General features: G+C 69.3%; 13 protein-coding genes. 6 read left to right on the forward strand and 7 right to left on the reverse strand.

From position 1 onward, the window contains the following. Window positions 1-2: 2 nt before the first annotated feature. Together ACXPWS_RS30045 and ACXPWS_RS30050 are read right to left on the reverse strand one after the other, a co-directional pair. Entirely contained in the window at window positions 3-1,394 is a 1,392-nt protein-coding gene (locus tag ACXPWS_RS30045; RefSeq protein ID WP_458710142.1) for a hypothetical protein, read from the reverse strand. Window positions 1,395-1,402: 8 nt separating this feature from the next. Continuing rightward, window positions 1,403-2,296 (reverse strand): hypothetical protein, encoded by an 894-nt coding sequence (locus ACXPWS_RS30050; protein WP_458710143.1) that lies wholly within the window; start codon window positions 2,294-2,296, stop codon window positions 1,403-1,405. 171 nt (window positions 2,297-2,467) lie between these two features. Here ACXPWS_RS30050 and trmB point away from each other — a divergent pair, with 171 nt between their 5' ends. From trmB to mmpL3, 3 genes are read left to right on the forward strand one after another with little or no spacing between them, the layout of a single operon-like run. Beyond that, on the forward strand, window positions 2,468-3,301 hold the full coding sequence (trmB, locus tag ACXPWS_RS30055; RefSeq protein WP_458710144.1) for a tRNA (guanosine(46)-N7)-methyltransferase TrmB: 834 nt from the start codon (window positions 2,468-2,470) through the stop codon (window positions 3,299-3,301). Between the two features lie 16 nt (window positions 3,302-3,317). Next, window positions 3,318-4,034, forward strand: coding sequence for an NYN domain-containing protein (locus ACXPWS_RS30060; RefSeq protein ID WP_458710145.1), 717 nt, complete (start codon window positions 3,318-3,320; stop codon window positions 4,032-4,034). Window positions 4,035-4,089: 55 nt separating this feature from the next. Next, window positions 4,090-7,005, forward strand: coding sequence for a trehalose monomycolate exporter MmpL3 (gene mmpL3, locus ACXPWS_RS30065; RefSeq protein ID WP_458710146.1), 2,916 nt, complete (start codon window positions 4,090-4,092; stop codon window positions 7,003-7,005). Here the strand turns inward: mmpL3 and ACXPWS_RS30070 are convergent. Continuing rightward, window positions 7,002-8,165, reverse strand: a complete 1,164-nt coding sequence (locus tag ACXPWS_RS30070) for an AI-2E family transporter (protein ID WP_458710147.1) — start codon at window positions 8,163-8,165, stop codon at window positions 7,002-7,004. The genes mmpL3 and ACXPWS_RS30070 overlap by 4 nt on opposite strands. Before the next feature lie 75 nt (window positions 8,166-8,240). Here ACXPWS_RS30070 and ACXPWS_RS30075 point away from each other — a divergent pair, with 75 nt between their 5' ends. Genes ACXPWS_RS30075 through ACXPWS_RS30085 form a run of 3 tightly spaced genes read left to right on the forward strand, consistent with a single transcriptional unit; the run spans window position 8,241 to window position 10,946 of the window. Next, entirely contained in the window at window positions 8,241-9,365 is a 1,125-nt protein-coding gene (locus ACXPWS_RS30075) for a lysylphosphatidylglycerol synthase transmembrane domain-containing protein (protein WP_458710148.1), read from the forward strand. Beyond that, complete coding sequence (locus tag ACXPWS_RS30080; RefSeq protein WP_458710149.1) at window positions 9,365-10,591, forward strand: M23 family metallopeptidase; 1,227 nt, start codon at window positions 9,365-9,367, stop codon at window positions 10,589-10,591. The genes ACXPWS_RS30075 and ACXPWS_RS30080 overlap by 1 nt, the downstream gene beginning before the upstream one ends. Continuing rightward, window positions 10,584-10,946 (forward strand): DUF3054 domain-containing protein, encoded by a 363-nt coding sequence (locus ACXPWS_RS30085; RefSeq protein WP_458710150.1) that lies wholly within the window; start codon window positions 10,584-10,586, stop codon window positions 10,944-10,946. Before ACXPWS_RS30080 ends, ACXPWS_RS30085 begins: the two co-directional genes overlap by 8 nt. Here the strand turns inward: ACXPWS_RS30085 and ACXPWS_RS30090 are convergent. From ACXPWS_RS30090 to ACXPWS_RS30105, 4 genes are all read right to left on the reverse strand, one after another. Beyond that, window positions 10,861-12,291, reverse strand: a complete 1,431-nt coding sequence (locus ACXPWS_RS30090; RefSeq protein ID WP_458710151.1) for a sensor histidine kinase — start codon at window positions 12,289-12,291, stop codon at window positions 10,861-10,863. The two genes, ACXPWS_RS30085 and ACXPWS_RS30090, sit on opposite strands and share 86 nt — an antisense overlap. Before the next feature lie 3 nt (window positions 12,292-12,294). Beyond that, window positions 12,295-12,972, reverse strand: a complete 678-nt coding sequence (locus ACXPWS_RS30095; RefSeq protein ID WP_458710152.1) for a response regulator transcription factor — start codon at window positions 12,970-12,972, stop codon at window positions 12,295-12,297. Window positions 12,973-13,025: 53 nt separating this feature from the next. Then, window positions 13,026-13,409, reverse strand: coding sequence for a heme-binding protein (locus ACXPWS_RS30100; RefSeq protein ID WP_458710153.1), 384 nt, complete (start codon window positions 13,407-13,409; stop codon window positions 13,026-13,028). A 181-nt stretch (window positions 13,410-13,590) separates the two neighbouring features. Next, the gene (locus ACXPWS_RS30105) at window positions 13,591-14,181 is read right to left on the reverse strand and encodes a hemophore (RefSeq protein WP_458710154.1); all 591 of its coding nucleotides are present in this window, start codon (window positions 14,179-14,181) and stop codon (window positions 13,591-13,593) included. Window positions 14,182-14,259 lie beyond the last annotated feature (78 nt).

The following is a 14,259-nucleotide window of genomic DNA, read 5'->3' on the forward strand; positions in this document are numbered from 1 at the left end:
TATTACCCACATTTCAGATCGGCACAAACCGCTGCCAGCGCGGCCCGCAGCCGAGGCAGTTCCCGCTGGCCTTCGGCCACCGACCGGGCCGCGACGCCCGCACAATCGCGCAGTTCGGCGTCGATCTCCCCGATTCGCCGGGCCAGCATCGCCGATTCCCGCTCGTCCCGGGCCGCGGCCTCACCGGTGAACTGCACCTCGGCCACCAGCACCCGGCTCGCGACACGTTGCTCGGCGGCTTCGCGCAGGCCGGCGGTGACTGCGCTGACCCAGCGATCCACCACCGCACGGTCATGCAGGACGCTACGGATGCCGAACACCCACAGCGTCAGCAGCAGTCCCGCCGCGGCGCCGATCACCACGCCGAGTGCCGCCAGGCCGGGAGCCAGCCCGGCGAACAGCCGGCTCACCGCGAATGCGGCGCCCAGGCCGAAGCCGGCACCCAGCAGCATCATCAGCCGGTTCTCCAGACGCCGGGACCGCAGTCCGGGCACGCCGGGATCGGGCACCGGATCGGGCGGCGGCACGTCGGCAACCGACAACCCCAGTTCGGCGGCGACGTCGGCCAGGTGATCGGTGATGCCCCCGTCGACCTCCTGCATGACGTCGGCAGACCTCCGGTGCACATAGGCCACCAACCGGTCGGCCCGCCTGCCGTTCCATTCCGCGACGTCCTCGGAGAGTTCGGTGCGCACCGACGCGCACCGATTGCGGGCGAAGTAGGCCAACTGCACCCGCGCCTGCTGCAACCGGCTGCGCAAGGCGATGTTCTGTTCGGAGCGGGCCAGCCGCCGGGACCGCAGCAGCTCGTCGCGTTCGGCGCGGAGCGCGACGGTCTTGCCGTCCGGCCGTGCCGCGACGTCGAGTCGGCCGATCCGCTCCCTCAGATGGGTTTCCCACGCGCGCAGTCGATTTCGCCGATCGAGTACATCGTCGGCCAGCCGCTCGGACAACACGCCGACCAGATCGTCGAGTGCTGGCGCACCCTGCTCCGGCGCCGCCGCCACGCCCACCCACGGCATCCGCGCATAGCGCGGCGACCGGGCGGCCAGGACTTCCCGGTCGGTGTCGAGCACGTCGCGCCAGTCCCGATGGACATCGGTCTTGGACACGACACCGATCAGCAGGTCGGTGTTGCGTGCGACCCCGTCCAGCAGGGTGGCGTCGGACTCGGTCAGCGGCGCCACCGCGGAGACGACGAACACCACCGCGGCGGGGGCCTGACCGGGGGCCAGGTCGGCGGGTTCGGCGAAGGTGCGACCGGGCATCGCGCGCCGCAGCGCCGCGGCGACCGCAGACACCCCGGCCAGCCAGGGGCCTGCGACCAGCACGACGTCGCGATGCATCACCGCCGGTGCGGCGCCGTCCGGTACGCCCGTCGCCTCCGAAGCCATCCCGGAATTCATGTCCGCGCCGCCAGCCGCAGCGATCCCCGGACCAGCGCCCGCGCGCAACTGCGATGCAGGTTGTTCAGCGGCCCCCGGCCGTACCGGCTCCACCGCACCGCATCGACACTGCCGGCGGGCAGTCCGTCGGCGCGCAGCACGTCGGCAGCCGCCGACATCACCGCCAGCACCACCGCATCGCAGGCCAGCAAGTCCCACAGGGCGTCGGTGCCGGATTGCGCCGCCAGCGCGCGCACCTCGGTCAGTGCGGTCTCGACGCGTCGGTACCGGACCGGTGCCGTCGCCGCGGCCAGGCCGGCGAGCACCTCGTCCACACCGCTGAGCTCGCGAAGCAGTGCGGGCAGCGCGCCCGGATCGACACCGGTACGCAGCGCGGCGGCGACCCGGCCGATCCCGAACCGGTCCAGGGTGGCCAGCAGGCGGGCCCGGGTCGAGGCATCGACGACGTGCGGGCCCGCGGCCACCGCGTCGGTCGAGGACAGATCCGGCGGGTGGGCGGCCATCGCCTGCAGGGCACCGACCAGCGCGTCGTCCAGCACCGCGGTGGCCAGCAGGGCGTTCATCGACACCGTCGGCCGACCGGTGCGCCGCGCGATCTCGGCACGCTGCCGCGGCGCCGCCGGTCCGAGCAGATCCCGCTTGTTGAGCACGATCAGCGCCGCGTCTGCGCCGTCGGCCACGTCCTCGGGCTTGATCGTCTCGGCCACCACCAGCACGGTCACCTCCGCCGGGCCGGCGGTCACCGTCGCACCGGCGGCGCGAAGCGCGGCCGTCACCGTCGCGCGTCCGGTGCCGGGCCGTCCGGCGATCCGCACGCCGATCGGGCGGTTCAGCCGGCGCAGCACCGGGGCCAGCCGGGTGTCGCCGGTCTGCGCGGCGAACGCCGCCAATTCCTCGGCGAGAATGACGGACTCCTTACCTCACGCGTCGCACTGCCACCAATGCCCACTTCAAATGGTGACACCGCGACGACGTACTCGTGAACGGTGTTTTTCCGCACACGGTGCGCCAGGCAACTGTTGGGTATCAATCTGCACCACGATGCAGGTAGATGGGCCGCGATGAGCGACGATGTACCGATGCATGCCCAGCGCCAGGAAGCCGGTAGTCCGCCGCCGGCGGATTCGGCCACCCAGGGCGCGAGCGCGGCGAACGGCTCGCCGGACGCCCCCGAGAACGGCCCGGAGAACACCCATCATCATCGGCGGGTCAGCAGCTTCAGGTCCCGGCGTTCCACCCTCACCGGCAGCCAGCAGGACCTGTGGGAGCGGCGCTGGCCCGAACTCGGCGCCGAAGCCCGCGACGGTGCCGGGCGTCCGCTCACCCGGGACATCGGCGCGTGGTTCGGCAGGCAGGCACCGGTGGTGTTGGAGATCGGCTGCGGCACCGGCATCTCCACGCTGGCCATGGCGATCGACGAGCCGCACCTGGATGTGGTCGCCGTGGAGGTCTACCGGCGCGGGCTGGCACAGCTGCTGAGCGCGATCACCCGCAATGACGTCCCGAACATCAGGCTGATCCGCGGCGACGGCCTGGACGTGCTCGAGCACATCTTCCCCACCGCGTCGCTGACCGGCGTGCGGGTGTTCTTCCCCGACCCGTGGCCGAAGGCCCGCCACCACAAGCGCCGGCTGCTGCAGCCCGAGACGGTGGCGCTCATCGCCGACCGGCTGGTGCCGGGCGGCATTCTGCACGCCGCCACCGACCACGCCGAATATGCCGAGCAGATCGCCGAAGTCGGGGATGCGCAGCCCCTGCTGCGCCGGGCCGACGGCTCCGAATCGTTGCCGATCTCGGTCCGCCGGCCCGAGACCAAATACGAGGGCAAAGGTCTTGAGGCGGGCCGCGATATCGCCGAGCTGATTTGGGTACGCACCCTGAAGGCGTCGGAATGAGCGAAGGACACCAGTGATGAGCGTGGTCACCGACATTCCCGAAGTGCCCGAGGTCAGCGTGGCCGCCGAGGAGACCGTCGCGCCGCCGATCCGCAAGGTGCTACTGGTCTGGGACGCACCCAACCTGGACATGGGACTGGGTTCGATCCTCGGTGGCCGGCCGACCGCCGCGCACCGGCCGCGGTTCGACGCCCTGGGCCGGTGGCTGCTGCAGCGCACCGCCGACATCTCCGCCACCTCGGCCACGACCGTCGAGGACGCCGACCAGGCGATCGCGCTGGTGCCCGAAGCCACCGTCTTCACCAACATTGCCCCTGGTAGCGCCGATGTCGTCCGGCCATGGGTGGAGGCACTGCGTAACGTGGGTTTCGCGGTTTTCGCCAAACCGAAGATCGACGACGACAGTGATGTCGACAGCGACATGCTCAGCCATATCGCGCTCCGCCGGAGCGAAGGACTGGCCGGGCTGGCGGTGGCCTCGGCCGACGGTCAGGCGTTTCGCGTACCGCTGGAGGAGATAGCTCACGACGGCGTGCCGGTGCAAGTCCTCGGATTTCGCGAACATGCCAGTTGGGCGTTAGCGTCGGATACCTTGGAGTTTGTCGACCTGGAGGACATCGCAGGTGTCTTCCGGGAGCCGCTACCGCGAATCGGCCTTGATTCGCTGCCCGAGCAGGGCGCTTGGCTGCAGCCCTTCCGGCCGCTGTCCGCGCTTTTGACCTCGCGCTTATAGACAACAGAAGTGATGATGCGCGCGCAGCGTGACCAGAGCATATTAAGGAGCTGACGTGTTCGCCTGGTGGGGTCGAACGGTGTACCGATTCCGATACATAGTGATCGGTGTCATGGTCGCACTGTGCCTGGGTGGCGGCGTGTTCGGGGCGAGCCTCGGTCAGCACGTCACCCAGAGCGGTTTCTACAACGAGGGCAGCGAATCGGTGCGGGCGTCGTTGCTCAGCGACGAGGTGTACGGCCGCGACCGCACCAGCCACGTGGTCGCCATCCTGACACCGCCTGACGACAAGAAGGTCACCGACAAGGACTGGCAGAAGAAGGTCGTCGGCGAGCTGGACCAGGTGGTCAAGGATCACCCGGATCAGATCGTCGGTTGGGTGGGCTGGCTGAAGGCCCCCGACACCACCGACCCGACCGTCAGCCAGATGAAGACGCAGGATCTGCGCCACACCTTCGTCAGCATCCCGCTCAAGGGCGACGACGACGACACCATCCTGAAGAATTACCAGACCGTTCAGCCCGACCTCGAGAAGATCAATGGCGGCGATATCAAACTCGCCGGCCTGAATCCGCTGGCCAGCGAACTGACCGGCACCATCGGCACCGACCAGCAACGAGCCGAGGTAGTCATCATCCCGCTGGTGGCCGTGGTGCTGTTCTTCGTGTTCGGCGGCGCCGTCGCCGCGGCCCTGCCCGCCATCATCGGCGGCCTCACCATCGGCGGCGCGCTCGGCATCCTGCGCCTCACCGCCGAATTCGGGCCGGTGCACTACTTCGCGCAACCCGTGGTCACGATGATGGGCTTCGGCATCGCCATCGACTACGGGTTGTTCATCGTCAGCCGATTCCGGGAGGAACTCGCCGAAGGCTACGACGTCGAGGCCGCGGTGCGACGGTCGGTGATGACGTCGGGCCGCACCGTGGCGTTCTCCTCGGTGATCATCGTGGCGTCGATTCTGCCGCTACTGCTCATCCCGCTCGGCTTCCTGAAATCCATCACGTACGCGGTCATCGCGTCGGTGCTACTGGCCGCGTTGCTGTCGATCAGCGTGTTGCCCGCGACGCTGGCGATCCTCGGTACCAACGTCGACGCCCTCGGCGTGCGCACCCTGCTGCGGGTGCCATTCCTGGCGAACTGGCCGTTCTCCCGCAAGATCATCGACTGGTTCATCGAGAAGACCCAGAAGACCAAGACCCGCGAAGAGGTGGAAAAAGGCTTCTGGGGCCGGCTGGTCAATATGGTGATGAAGCGGCCCATAGCCTTTGCCGCGCCCATCCTGATCGTCATGACGTTGCTCGTCATACCCATCGGCCAGCTCGCACTCGGCGGCCTCAGTGAGAAGTACCTGCCGCCGGACAACCCGGTCCGTAGTGCCCAGGAACAGTTCGACAAGGAGTTCTCCGCTTTCCGTACCGAACCGCTCACCCTGGTGATCCGCAGCGACAACGGCGAACCGGTGACCGACCAGCAGCTCGCGGCGATCCGCGCCGAGGCCCAGACGGTGTCCGGTTTCTCCGGCACCGACAACCCGTCGAAGATGTGGCAGGAACGCTCGGTGCAGGAGGGCGGGTCCAAGGACCCGTCGGTGCGGGTACTGCAGAACGGGCTGGTCAACAGCGGTGACGCCCCCAAGAGGATCGAGGAACTGCGGGCGCTGACGCCACCTCGTGGCACCACGGTGTTGGTGGGCGGCACGTCCGCGCTGGCGCAGGACAGCATCCTGACCCTGTTCGACAAACTGCCGCTGATCGCGGTGATCCTGGTGCTCACCACGACCATCCTGATGTTCCTGGCGTTCGGTTCGATCGTGCTACCCATCAAGGCGGCGTTGATGAGCGCGCTGACGTTGGGTTCCACGATGGGCATCCTGACCTGGATGTTCGTCGAGGGCGGGCACGGCTCCGGGCTGTTCAACTACACGCCACAGCCGCTCTTGGCGCCGATGATCGGCCTGATCATCGCGGTGATCTGGGGTCTGTCCACCGACTACGAGGTGTTCCTGGTGTCCCGGATGGTGGAGGCCCGCGAACGCGGCCTGTCCACCGCCGAGGCCATCCGGATCGGCACCGCCACCACCGGCCGCCTGATCACCGGCGCCGCCCTGGTGCTGGCGGTGGTGGTTGCCGCCTTCGCGTTCTCCGACCTGGTGGTGATGAAGTACCTGGCCTTCGGCCTGCTCATCGCGCTGCTGCTGGACGCCACCGTCATCCGGATGTTCCTGGTGCCCGCCATCATGAAGCTGCTGGGCGACGACTGCTGGTGGGCACCGCAATGGATGAAGCGGGTGCAGGAACGGATCGGCCTGGGCGAGGTGGAACTGCCCGACGAGCGCAAGCGGCCCACGTTGCGCGAATCCGACGGTCCGGCACCGGATCCGGCCGCCCTGGTCGGTGCCGGAGCGCCGATGCTCGCCCCGCCCGTGCACGATCCGACGCATCCGGCCATCCCGGCACCGCCGGTGGGTGGACGCCCGCCGGTGCGCCCGGCCGGACCGTCGGCCGCCGGTACCACCCGGATCCCGACGGCACCCGCACCGGAACCGCCGACGACACGGTTCGCCGCGCAGCCCGACTCCCCCGCCACCGTCGCCATCGACGCCGCCCGCAACGCGGTGAACGCCGGCGCCAACCCGACCGAGCGCGTCCCGCGCGGGGAGCCGCGTGCCTCCCGGAGCGAGCCGCGCGACAAGCGGGAGATCGAATCATGGCTGGGTGATCTGCGTAGTGGCGGCAGCCAAGGGACGCCGCCGGCAGCCGGCGCGCCCCCGCGCCCGTCGGCACAGCCCACGGTCGCGATGGGCGATCCCAGCGGTAACGCGCCGACGACGGCCATTCCCGCGCAGCGGGACGCCGATGCCACCGAGAAGCTGGATACCTCCAAGGTGCGCGACACGACCGACGATGCCCCGACCCGCCGCAGCGGCGGGCTCAGCGCCGCCGACCTGCTGCGCCGCGAGGGCAGGCTCTAGACAGGCTCCTCCCCGGCCCCGGAATCGGGGTCGGGGTCGGCTCCCGGTGTCTGCGCGGCGAGCAGGGCTTCCTCGGCGTCCGGGTCCGACGCCAGCAGCACCCGCACCGCACTGTTGAGCACCGCGACGGTGGGCACCGCCAGCAGGGCACCGATGATGCCGGCCAGCACACCTCCGCCCGCGATCGCCAACACCACGGCCAGCGGATGCACCGACACCGCGCGACCCATCACGATCGGTTGCAGCACATGGGCTTCCAGCTGCTGTACCGCGATGATCAGGCCGAGGGTGATCAGGGCGTAAACCCAGCCCTTGGCGATGAGCGCGACGATCACCGCGATACCGCCGGTCAGCACCGCACCCACCAGCGGGATGAACGCACCGAGGAACACCAGTGAGGCCAGCGGGAGCGCCAGCGGCACACCCATGATGGCCAGACCGGTGCCGATACCGACCGCGTCCACGAGCGCCACCAGGCAGGTGGCGCGCACATAGCCGATCAGGGACCGGAATCCGGCCCGGCCGGCGTCGCGTACCCGGTCGCGCACCGTCACCGGGAAGATCTTGGTGACGAAGGCGAAGATGTCGCGGCCGCCGTTGAGCAGGAAGATCAGGGTGAACAACACCAGCAGCGCGCCGGTGACGATCTCGGTGATGGTGCCCGCCGTGGACAGCGCCCCGCTGGTCAGTTTGGCCTGGTTCTCCCGCAGCGCGGTGATGACCGAGTCACCGGCGTGGTCGATCTGATCCTTGCTCAGATGCGCGGGCCCCTCGATCAGCCAGATCCGCAGCCCGTCGATGCTGCGCGTCACCTGTTCGACGAGACCCGGTGCGCCGGTGACGAATTGGCTCACCACGAAGGACATGATGCCGCCGACGACGGCGATCGCCCCGAGGATCACCGTGGCCACCGCTGCACCGCGCGGCACCCGGCGTGACACCAGCAGGTCCACGGCGGGCAGCAGCAACGCGGCCAGCATGGCGGCCAGCGCGACAGGCACGAAGATGAGCTCCAGATGGGTGATCACCCACAGCAACGCGACCACCGCCGTGCCGATCACCAGCAACCGCCACGACCAGGCGGCGGCCTTGCGGATCAGCGGGCTCACCGACTCGTCGGCGAGCGGATCTGCGGTGAGTGCACCAGGCGACAACGTCATGCCCGGTAGCGTAACGGCGCGGCGCGCCCGTCCAACGTGCGTTTCCGCACGACATCGGCCACTACCCTGATAGGCGTGTCGCACGACGACGCGCCGATCAACGACGCCCGCCACCAGGAAGGCCGCTCCCGCGGCAAGTACTGGTGGGTGCGCTGGGCCGTCATCGGGATCGCCGCGGTGGTGCTGACCGCAGAGCTGGTCCTGGTGTGGGATCAGCTGGCCAAAGCCTGGAAAAGCCTGCTGTCGGCGAACTGGTGGTGGGTGCTGGCGGCCGTGGCCGCGGCGATGGCCTCGATGCACAGCTTCGCCCAAATTCAGCGCACCCTGCTGCGCTCGGCCGGGGTGGAAGTCCGGCAGTGGCGCTCGGAGACCGCGTTCTACGCAGGGAACGCATTGTCGACGACGCTGCCCGGCGGCCCGGTGCTGTCGGCCACCTTCGTCTACCGCCAGCAGCGCATCTGGGGTGCGTCCCCGGTGGTGGCGTCCTGGCAGCTGGTGATGTCCGGGGTGCTGCAGGTGGTGGGCCTTGCGCTGCTCGGTCTGGGCGGGGCGTTCCTGCTCGGCGCCAGCCGGAACCCGCTGTCGCTGATCTTCACCCTGGGCGGCTTCATCGCGCTGCTCGTGCTGGCGCAGACGGTGGCGGCCAACCCGCAGCAGATCGACGGTATCGGCGTGCGGCTGTTGTCCTGGTTCAACTCGGTGCGCGGGCGGCCGGTCGACACCGGCCTGGCCCGCTGGCGCAAGATGTTGTGCCAGTTGGAGTCGGTCAGCCTCAGCCGCCGCGCCCTGAGCAACGCGTTCAGCTGGTCGATGTTCAACTGGATCGCCGATGTGGCGTGCCTGGCGTTCGCCGCCTACGCCGCGGGCGGTCACCCGTCGCTCGCGGGCCTGACGGTGGCCTACGCCGCCGCCCGCGCCGTCGGCTCCATCCCGCTGATGCCGGGTGGGCTGCTGGTGGTGGAGGCGGTCCTGGTTCCCGGTCTGGTTTCCAGCGGAATGACACTGGCACAGGCGATTTCGGCGATGCTGATCTACCGCCTGGTCAGCTGGATCTTCATCTCGGCGATCGGGTGGGTGGTCTTCTTCGTCATGTTCCGCGCCGAGATGAACATCGACCCGGACAGTGACTCCACCCCCAGCCAGAACCAGGAGCTGACATTCACATCCGATCCCGAGAACCCGCGGCATCCGGACGCCTGATGCACCGGAACCGTTGGGCGGCAATCCTGTTCAGCACTATCGCGGTGACGGCCGGCTGCTCCGGCGGCGACAGCTCGTCGCGGGATACCGGATCGGTCACCACCCCGACGTCGGCCGCCGCGCCCGGCACTCCGATGGTCACCCCGCTGCTGGCCCGGGTGGTGGCCGCGCCCGTCCCGGTACCCGCCACCGACGGGCGCACCCATCTGGCCTATGAACTGCTGCTGACCAACACGCTCAACCAGGACGCCACGGTGCAGACGGTCAAAGTGCAGGGCAACGGGGCGACACTGCTGTCGCTGTCGGCGGACGCGCTGGCGCACTGGACCCGGGTGCTGGGCGCAGGCGCGAAACCGACCACGGTCATCGGCCCGGCGCAGACCGTCGCGGTGTGGATCGACGCCACGGTCGCGTCCGGTAACGTCCCGGCCGAACTCGAGCACGCCGTAACGGTAACGGTCGCCCAGCCCGACCCCCCGCTGCTGCCCGCGGTGTTGACCGAGACGGTGGCCCCGGTGCAGGTGCAGACCCGCAAACCCATAGCGATCGCGCCACCGTTGCGCGGACCGAAATGGTTGGACGCCAACGGTTGCTGCGAGATGACCCCGCACCGGATGGCGCTGAATCCGATCGACGGGCAGCTGTGGGCGGCCGAGCGCTTTGCCATCGACTACGTCCGGCTCGACGCCGGCAATCGGCTGGTCGCCGGCGATCCCGCCAAACTGGCCGGCTACCCGTACTTCGGCGCCGACATCCACGCCGTGGCCGACGGGCCCGTGGTCGCCGTCCTCGATGGGCTGCCCGAACAGGTACCGGGCAAGGCACCGGCCGGACTGGTGCTGGACCAGTACGCCGGAAACCATGTGGTGCAGGACCTCGGCAACGGAAACTATGCACTGTATGCCCACCTGAAGACCGGTAGCGTGAAAGTCGCACCGGGACAACAACTCAAGAGCGGCGAGGTGCTCGGCAACCTGGGCAATACCGGCAACTCCGATGCGCCGCACCTGCATTTCCATGTGATGGACGGCCCCGACCCGCTGCACTCGAACGGACTACCGTTCGTCTTTCCCTCGTTCCGGCTGACCGCCCAGACCGCGAGCATCGACGTCTTCGACGCGCTGATGGCCGGCAAGCCCGCGCCGCTGCGGCCCGGTATCCCGCCCCGCGACGAAACCGGGGTCGCCCCATTGGTTTCCGATGTGATGGACTATCCGGGTGAGTAAACGCAACACTGTCCTGGCCGCCGCGACGGCCGACGCGGTGGCCGTCATCGTGTTCTGCGCCATCGGGCGGCGCAGCCACGCCGAGGGGGTGACGCTGCACGGTGTGGCCGAGACGGCATGGCCGTTCCTCACCGGCACCGTCATCGGCTGGCTGGCGGCGCGCGGCTGGCAGCGGCCCACCGCCATCAAACCGACCGGGATCGTCATCTGGGTGTGCACGGTGGCCATCGGAATGTTGTTGCGCAAGGCGACATCCGCAGGCACCGCAGTCAGCTTTGTGGTGGTTGCATCCCTGACGACCGCCATCCTGCTACTCGGCTGGCGCGCCGCCGCCAAGGTTGCATCCCGCTCCTGACCGGGACGGTGGCGTCGGGGTCCACCGGCGCCGAGATGCCGATGGTGAGGGTGGCGCGCAGGCCGCCCAGCGGGCTGTCCGACAGAGTCAGTTCGCCGCCGTGCAGTTCGGCCTGCTGGGTGACCAGCGCCAGCCCCAGACCCGAGCCTCCCGGTGCGGCGTTGCTGCCCCGGGCGAACCGGCCCAGCACGATGTCCCGCTCATCGACGGGCACACCCGCGCCGTCGTCGTCGACGACGATGTCCATCGTGTGGGCGCGGCGATGTGCGGACAGCACAACATGTTTGGCACCACCGTGGGTTGCGGCGTTGCGTACCAGATTGTCCACGGCCAAGCGCAGTCCACCCGGCCAGCCCCACACCGTGCCCAGATCGTCGTCCGCCTCCACCGCGATGTGCACGGCACGGCCTGCGGGCATGTTCTCCCGCGCCACCCGGTCGAGCAGATCGGTGACGTCGATCGGCTCACGGTCCTCGGCCTGCGCCAGCTGACCGGACGCGAGTTGACCCAGCGCGGTGATGGTGGCCTCGACCCGCAACTGCGCCCGCAGCAGGTCGGCCACCACCTCGTCGCGCTCCTCGTCGGGCAGGTTGTGGATGCGCAGCGTGTCCAGATCGGCGCGCATGGCGGTCAGCGGGGTACGCAACTCGTGGGCGGCGTTGGCGGCGAAATCCTGCGCCGCCTGAAGGGAATTCGTGGTGGCTTGTTGCGCGGCGTCCAGCCGGCGCAGCATCCCGGCCATCGCATCGGAGAGTTCCTCGGCCTCGCGCGCGCCGGTGACCGCGGGCATCTGCTCGTTGCCCCCGCCCAGGCGGGTGGTCTGCTCGGTGAGTCTGCGCAGCGGCCGCACCGCCGGGCCGGCCAGTAACCAACCCAGCCCGCCCGCGACGAATACGGTGAACACCCCGACCGCGGTGTAGAACGGGATCCTGGCGCGGTTCAGCAAGATGCTGTCGGCGCGGATCCCGATGGACACCAGCACATTACCGGCCTGCTGGGTCATCCTGATGGTGCGCACCCGGTAGTCCACACCGTTGACCGCCACGGTGTCGGTGCCCGGCGGCAGCGACGGCAGCTGGAAGCCGCGCTGGAACACCACCTGCCCGGTGGACAGCGACCGGCCGGTGGTCAGCACGCCGCGTTTGGGATCGGAGAGCTGCTCGGGGAACATGCTCGCCTCGACGATGGAATCGAGGCGGCGGTCCAGTTGCGCATCGTCGTTACTGGCCAGCACCACCGAGGTCAAGATGGTGAACCCGGCGACGACGGCGGCGGCGGCGACCGCGGAGGCCACCGCCACCCGGGTGCGCAGCGATGCCGACCGACCGAAACGGGGCAGCCGCACGCGCTACGCCTCCTCCCGCAGGACGTAACCGATCCCGCGGACCGTGTGGATCACCCGCGGATGGCCGTCCCGTTCGAGTTTGCGCCGCAAGTAGGAGACGAACACGTCGGCGACGTTGGTGTCGACGTCGAAGTCGTACCCCCACACCAGCTCCAACAGCCGCTGCCGGGACAGCACCACGCCGGCGTTCTCGGCGAGCACCGCCAGCAGATCGAATTCGCGCTTGGTCAGATCGGCGCGGTCACCGTCGACGTAGACCAGCCGCCGCGCGGTGTCGATGGTCAGCGGCCCCACCGTCATGGTGTCCGACGGCCGGTCCGAATGGCCGGCCCGGCGCAACAAGGCGTGCAGCCGCGCCACCAGCTCGCCGAGATCGAACGGTTTGGTGAGGTAGTCGTCCGCCCCCGCCTCCAGCCCGGCGATCCGGTCGTTGACCGTGTCGCGGGCCGACAGCACACAGATCGGGATGTCGTTACCCAGCGCGCGCAGCGCCGTCACGACCGCGACGCCGTCGAGTTCGGGCATCTGCACGTCCAGCACCAGGGCGTCATGCGCTTCGGTGGACAGCAGCCGCAGCGCTTCCTTGCCGTTGGCCGCGACACGGACGTCGAACCCCGAATGCCGTAGCCCGCGGGCTACCGAGGTTCGTACGTCCGGGTCGTCGTCGACCATGAGCACCATGCGACCACCGGTGCTCTCCGGGGAAACTGAATCAAGCGCGCCAGGCACGCTTCCTACGGTATGGCAGGCGCCGGTGCCGCACCGCAGCGGTTCTTCAGATCCACCAGCGGTTGACGGATACCGGTCAGGTCCGCCTTGGTCTGCGGGTTCTTGTCGAGGTAATCGGTGACCTGGCCACGAACCTCTTCGCGGGGCAGGCCCTCGAGGCTGGTGAAGAACCAGTTCACGTCCGGATGGGTGAACAGGTACGCCGAGGTGCCTGCCGACACCCCCGCCGCCACCTGAGCCAGGTCGCCGGCGGTGCAATTGGGCGGATTGTTCGCCGGGTCGTCGGCAAGCGCCGACGGGATGGCACCGAACAACATTGCACCGGCGAGTGCGCCGGTGCCTACTGCGCCAGCAACCGCGCGCCGAGCAGCACGAGCCGAGAGCAACATGGTCAAGCTCCTTACCGAATTCTCCAGGTTCTGCGGGTTCGGCAGCCGCGGACGGTTACCGACACAAAGAAGCTAAGCAGAATCCCCATGGACTTTCGCGGCTTGCTGACAACCAATCCTCAGAAAGTGGAAACACGCAGGTCGCACCGCTTGAATTTGGGGTATCGGGAGGCCGGAACGGCTAGCGGGTGGCCGCCGTGGCGGGTCCGGGCAGTGGTCCGGTGCCCGATCCGCCCGCGGAAGTCGGCGCGACGGTCACCGGCGCGGTGGCCGCCGGAGTCCCGGCCGCGCCGAGGGACTGGGCCGGCGCCGGGGCCGCCGGCAAACCTCCAGGGGCGAGCCCCGGCAGTGCGCCGGCACCCTGGTTCTGGGCCGCCTGCATGAGCCCCATCAGCTGCGGCAGCGTGATCGGCAGCCGGCACTGGCTGGACAGCGACACCAGCGGCTGCTGCAGCTGCTGCATGTCCTTGGCGGCTTGCGGGTTGGCGTCGAAATAGGTCTTGGCCGCGGCCAGCGACTGCGCCCCGGCCGGCATCTGCGCGATGGTGGTCAGCGCCTGGTTGGTGGTGGGATGCGCGTCGAGGTAGTTGCCCGTCGAGTTGGCCACCGAGCCGATGGTCTTGGCAATCTGGCTGGCGGCGCACGGATCGGCCGCCGCGGTAGCCGCCGGGGTGCACAATGCGACCGTCACCGCACCACCGACTGCAGTTACAGCGAACGCGCCGGCCAATGCGCGCCGCAGCGAACGCGTCGCCCTGGAAGTACTCGTCATGGGTCACTCCTTCACGGTGACTACCGCCGCACCGGTCGACGGACAGTGCCGACCGGCAGCTCGTTAGCCGTTTCAGCC

This window comes from Mycobacterium sp. BMJ-28 (assembly GCF_054404835.1).

What these genes read in the sequence shown, in the direction of transcription:
- ACXPWS_RS30045 (WP_458710142.1), bottom strand. Translation starts at nt 1,394, where the DNA reads ATGGCTTCGGAGGCGACGGGCGTACCGGACGGCGCCGCACCGGCGGTG.
- trmB (WP_458710144.1), top strand. Translation starts at nt 2,468, where the DNA reads ATGAGCGACGATGTACCGATGCATGCCCAGCGCCAGGAAGCCGGTAGT.
- ACXPWS_RS30060 (WP_458710145.1), top strand. Translation starts at nt 3,318, where the DNA reads ATGAGCGTGGTCACCGACATTCCCGAAGTGCCCGAGGTCAGCGTGGCC.
- ACXPWS_RS30070 (WP_458710147.1), bottom strand. Translation starts at nt 8,165, where the DNA reads ATGACGTTGTCGCCTGGTGCACTCACCGCAGATCCGCTCGCCGACGAG.
- ACXPWS_RS30080 (WP_458710149.1), top strand. Translation starts at nt 9,365, where the DNA reads ATGCACCGGAACCGTTGGGCGGCAATCCTGTTCAGCACTATCGCGGTG.
- ACXPWS_RS30095 (WP_458710152.1), bottom strand. Translation starts at nt 12,972, where the DNA reads ATGGTGCTCATGGTCGACGACGACCCGGACGTACGAACCTCGGTAGCC.
- ACXPWS_RS30100 (WP_458710153.1), bottom strand. Translation starts at nt 13,409, where the DNA reads ATGTTGCTCTCGGCTCGTGCTGCTCGGCGCGCGGTTGCTGGCGCAGTA.
- ACXPWS_RS30105 (WP_458710154.1), bottom strand. Translation starts at nt 14,181, where the DNA reads ATGACGAGTACTTCCAGGGCGACGCGTTCGCTGCGGCGCGCATTGGCC.